Genomic DNA, 4,706 nt, shown 5'->3' on the forward strand with positions numbered 1-4,706 from the left:
CAGTAACAGTAACAGTAACAGTAACAGTAACAGTAACAGTAACAGTAACAGTAACAGTAACAGTAACAGTAAAAGCCTAATGATAAATCCCAAAGCGAGTCTATTTATTTAGGCTCGCTCCTTATTTCACATATTAAGTCCTTAGATAGTTATTAAATATCGTTTCACTTATAACTAGTCATCAATTTAATTATCGAAAAACGATAATTTTTTATTGCTCAATTTGAATTAGCAGCATATTATCTCGTCATCAACTAAGGAGCTAATATGTCTAACATTGAAAAACACAGCCGAAAGGTTCGAAAACTCTTCCAAATTTTCTTAGTGCTTACACCATTGATGGTTATTTATTTCTGGTTAACCACCAATACGCCATACAACTTCATTAGCAATACCGGTATTTTTAACCTTTCATTTGATATTGCTGATTTAACGCAAGCCCCTTTAACCTTAACTACCCGATTACTCGCAATGACGGCGTCATTACTGTATTGCGCAATCATCATGTATGCTCTGACTGTGCTTATTAAGCTCTTTAAAAACTATGAGCAGAACAATATCTTTACCCTAGAGAATGCACAGAGTTACCAAAAGTTAGGTTATTGCATTTTTTACTGGGTCGGTGGTGGTCTTTTGTACGAACCAATCATGTCATTGATTTTGACATTTAATAATCCACCGGGACAACGTATGATAACGATCAGCTTTATTGGCTTTGATTTCCTCACTATCGTATTAGGATTCATTGTCTTAATTATCTCTTGGGTAATGAAAGAAGGTTATCAATTAGCTGATGAGCAAAACTACACAATTTAAGAGCCAACGATGACAATACGCATTAACTTAGATGTCATGATGGCAAAGCGGAAAATGCGACTTAAAGCATTAGCTCAAGCTATGGAAATGACAGAAGCTAACTTATCAATTCTAAAAAATGGCAAAGCAAAAGCAGTACGCTTTTCAACGTTAGATAAACTCTGTGAGTTATTGGATTGCCAACCGGGTGACATTCTTGAATTTGAAGAAAACCCCAAAGATGAATAACAAAAAAAGGAAGTAAAGCCATGCTCTACTTCCTTTTTGTTTTTATACCCAAGTAACTTTTAATCAGTATGTTCTTGGCTTTACCCATACCGATTTAAAATCAAACCAGCCTAATTTATTTGATGCCATCCCTTCTAATTGGCCACTGTCGTCTACCCCTAACCAAGCATGAAATAACGGCAAAACTTGACCTGAATTAACCAGCAAATGCTGAATAGATCCTAATGGAAATGTCGGAGTAATATTCATTCGCCAGTTATCCACCATCACATCTAACTGGGCAAATTCAGATTCAGGCATCGCACGCTCTATCTGCTCAAAGTTATATAGCCAAGGTAAGATCGCATCACTTCGATTACTGCCTAAACTCATCCCGTTGAGCCAAATATCTATCTTATCTGCTTGCTTACCTGTCATGATCTCGCAAGACGCCATTTCGATCACTTTCAGCTTAATTCCATCTTTCGCCAAAATACCTTCAATAAGATCGGCTAAATAAGGATAGATAGGGTGTTCCTGCTGATAAGCTAACGTCACGGCACGTTTGGTTGTTGGTATGTCCACATTATGAGTGTAATGACAATCGCAGATCCAACCCGGTAATAATCCATAGGCATTAATCAGTTTAAAATCTACCACTTTATTAAGATCTAACGCTCGCATTAGGTTTAGGCTATTTAAACGAGATTTAAAATAATCGAGCCAAATTTGTTGCTGAGCTAAACCTTTATTGCGGTTTAATAACAGGTAATTACAACCTTGATCTAAGCTCAATTGTTCAGAAACAGAAGCACTTTGCTTTTGTTCTAACTCTAATGTTGGCTTTAAATAAAAAGCTGAGAACCCCGATAAAATCCAGATCTCAACCACATCAGTTAACGCCCGAAACCCAAAATACATATCAAAGGCTTCCAGCTTTAAACGTTGCTTATCGTTAACAGTAACTTTGTAAGGACCAGTACCAATAGGAAAAACATCAGCATCAGGACGCTTTTGATCGTCAGCAGGTTGGATCACCGCATTAATATTCGTCAGCAATTCAGGAAGATGGTGATCATCACGTTTAAGATAAAAATCAATCGTGTTAGCAAACGGAGAAATCACTGAATCAATATGCTTAAACAGAGATTGCTGTTTAACTCGCTCAAAGGTTTTCACGATGTCTTCACTTTCCAACATCCTCCCGTCGTGAAAACGAATAGCAGGACGAATGTGAAAACGCCAATGACGCGTTGAAATCATCTCCCATGCATGAGCAATATCGGCTTCGACTTCCCCTTTTTCCTCATTAAATTGGGTTAATCCACTGAATATTTGGCGGATCAAATGCTGCTCAGAGCGACGTAGAGGTTTGAGCGGGTTCAAATTCCCAAGGTTACGGTAATAAGGTAAACGCACAATTTGACGACCATGAACATGGCTAATCCCCATTTGTTCTTGGATCAACTGCACTAATTTTTCAGCGTTATTATTGAGTACAGATAAAGCGGTTTCTAACTTACCGTCAGCCACCAGCTTACGTGCTTGCATAAACTGTAACTCACTGTCAGTACTATTAAATACTAAGCGAGATTGCTTACCACGCCCTACTGATGGTTGCCAATCAATCCACCCTTTCTCAACCATTTTATTGATCACCATACGCACATTACGTCGGGTACAAAATAAAACTTCAGAGATATCTTGCAGGTTAGTTTCTGTCGTCTTGCCTGAGAAATGGTTATAAAGGCGCTGGAACTGTAATTTTAAACGCTGACCACTCATAAAGAGGAAACCTTATTTCTTATACTGTTCTCTTTTAATTTCCTCATTTTAGCGTAAAAATAATTCTGTCGATATGAATACAGTGCATGCGCTATTAAGAGTGTGAGTTGTGCTAAACATTCGACAAAGTCTACAAATCTCTTTGTAGCATTAATGAACATTGATTGGCTGTTTCCCCCAAATCATGCCTGTCTCCTGAGTGCTCATTAATTTCAGTCCGGCCTAGACTGCTTTGTTTAGGCTGGACGATTTCCTTTCAGCGCTTCTATTCTTACAACTATTTATTTAATTTTAGTTATCACAATGACTGTCATTAGATTGATAAATACCATGTTTATCCTGATCTTAACTTCCCCAATCAAAGCGCATTATGAAAAAGCTAAAGCGTTATCAATACGAGCAATATGCGATTTTGTGCCACCTTGCCTATCCTGACGACTTTGATCATACCCAATACGGTTTTTTACCTGAAGGCAGAGAAGAAATCATCGATCGCTGGGGACGACCTATTATTCGTATCTTATGGGGAGAAAGTAATGAAGTAGTTTTGGTATTTAAAGGCTCACAAAATATCTGGGACTGGTTGCTAAACCTTGCCTGTTTTCCTAAAAAAGTCGTCACTGCAAACAAACCGTATTACGTTCATTGGGGTTATCATTATTTGATCAATCAAAAGAGCATTCATCGAAATTACGCTTTTCATCAATGCCATCCAGATCTTAGTGACAGCCAAAAAGTCGATGTATTTCAAGCCTCTCAGTTACCTCACTATCGCCAACATGCCGCCAATAGCAATATCATTAAGCAAATCCAGCACATTGTTGCGCCTTTAATCGCATCCGGTAAACATATCAGTTTAACCGGACACTCCTCTGGTGGTGCTATGGCAGTACTCAGTGCTGATTATCTTTATCAACACTTCCCTCAAGCAATAAAACGTGTGGTTACCTTTGGACAACCTGCCACTGGCTTTTGGAGCTTTAAAAAACACTACCCACTTAACCACCAGACTTATCGAATTTGCTGTGATTTAGATATCGTGACCTTTTTGCCTGCCATTCCATTTATGCACTGGCATGTTGGACAAATGCTCTGGTTACACAACGGTAAAATTTACCAAAACATCCCCACAATTATCAGGCTATCACGCTCGATTATTAGCTGGATCATGCGCCCTTTCAGCTATCACTTCATGCAAAAATACATACGTAATAAAGACTTTTTTGATAAGCACTGAGATAAACAAACCAATACATATGAATAGCCATATATGTCATAATTGCGGTGTATAACTGTTTAGAAATGGAAAAGACAATAAGGAAATACCGCATGACACATCCAACATGGGAATTACCACTCAATAATAACCAAGCAGGATTGGTACTGACTCCTTGTCCAGGAACAAAAGGTACGCCATTAGTTGAGAGCATCGAACAGCTAAAAGCACAAGGTGTTACTGTAGTAGTTACAGCATTAAGCATAGAGGAAATGGAAGCAAAGGGTGTGGGTGCATTACCACTGGTTGTCCATCAGGCTGGTCTTCAATGGTTCAATACTCCGATAGAAGATGATTGTGCACCAGATGAAAGTTTTCAGCCTCATTGGGATGCAATCTCTCCTGCACTTCATCAAGCATTAGATAATGGTGAAAAAGTCGCACTTCATTGCATGGGCGGTTCTGGTCGAACAGGATTACTGGCAGCTCACCTGTTATTAGAAAAACAGTGGCAGCTTGACGATGTCATCACTCAAGTTCAAGCACTAAGACCGAATGCCTTTACCAAAGATGTTCAAGCTGAATATATTCGTCGTATTGCAGAAAAATAATATTATCTTTATTTAAGATGTCACCATTCTATCTGGTGACATTTTAGTTAAAAGCCGTAGAACAGATAAAT

5 protein-coding genes are annotated in these 4,706 nt (G+C 38.5%); 4 read left to right on the top strand and 1 reads right to left on the bottom strand.

What is annotated here, in order from left to right; all coding sequences use genetic code 11:
* Window positions 1-267: 267 nt before the first annotated feature.
* Together E5A76_RS12345 and E5A76_RS12350 are read left to right on the top strand one after the other, a co-directional pair.
* Window positions 268-816, top strand: coding sequence for a DUF2975 domain-containing protein (locus E5A76_RS12345; RefSeq protein WP_161119116.1), 549 nt, complete (start codon window positions 268-270; stop codon window positions 814-816).
* Between the two features lie 9 nt (window positions 817-825).
* A complete protein-coding gene (locus E5A76_RS12350) occupies window positions 826-1,044 on the top strand; it encodes a helix-turn-helix domain-containing protein (protein ID WP_008989466.1) in 219 nt (72 codons plus the stop codon).
* 63 nt (window positions 1,045-1,107) lie between these two features.
* On the opposite strand, the gene E5A76_RS12355 is transcribed toward E5A76_RS12350, so the two are convergent.
* Window positions 1,108-2,808 (bottom strand): SgrR family transcriptional regulator, encoded by a 1,701-nt coding sequence (locus E5A76_RS12355; protein ID WP_161119117.1) that lies wholly within the window; start codon window positions 2,806-2,808, stop codon window positions 1,108-1,110.
* A gap of 370 nt (window positions 2,809-3,178) precedes the next feature.
* On the opposite strand from E5A76_RS12355, the gene E5A76_RS12360 reads away from it, so the two are divergent.
* A complete protein-coding gene (locus E5A76_RS12360; protein WP_161119118.1) occupies window positions 3,179-4,045 on the top strand; it encodes a lipase family protein in 867 nt (288 codons plus the stop codon).
* A gap of 92 nt (window positions 4,046-4,137) precedes the next feature.
* Window positions 4,138-4,635 carry a cyclin-dependent kinase inhibitor 3 family protein gene (locus E5A76_RS12365; RefSeq protein WP_053989193.1) on the top strand — a complete coding sequence of 166 codons (498 nt, stop codon included), beginning with the start codon at window positions 4,138-4,140 and terminating at the stop codon, window positions 4,633-4,635.
* Window positions 4,636-4,706 lie beyond the last annotated feature (71 nt).

Origin of the sequence: Photobacterium lucens (assembly GCF_009873615.1) — a bacterium.
Lineage (GTDB): Bacteria > Pseudomonadota > Gammaproteobacteria > Enterobacterales > Vibrionaceae > Photobacterium > Photobacterium lucens.

Bases quoted from the DNA above. Each gene is read 5' to 3' on its own strand.
- E5A76_RS12345 (WP_161119116.1), top strand. From the start codon at position 268: ATGTCTAACATTGAAAAACACAGCCGAAAGGTTCGAAAACTCTTCCAA.
- E5A76_RS12350 (WP_008989466.1), top strand. From the start codon at position 826: ATGACAATACGCATTAACTTAGATGTCATGATGGCAAAGCGGAAAATG.
- E5A76_RS12355 (WP_161119117.1), bottom strand. From the start codon at position 2,808: ATGAGTGGTCAGCGTTTAAAATTACAGTTCCAGCGCCTTTATAACCAT.
- E5A76_RS12360 (WP_161119118.1), top strand. From the start codon at position 3,179: ATGAAAAAGCTAAAGCGTTATCAATACGAGCAATATGCGATTTTGTGC.
- E5A76_RS12365 (WP_053989193.1), top strand. From the start codon at position 4,138: ATGACACATCCAACATGGGAATTACCACTCAATAATAACCAAGCAGGA.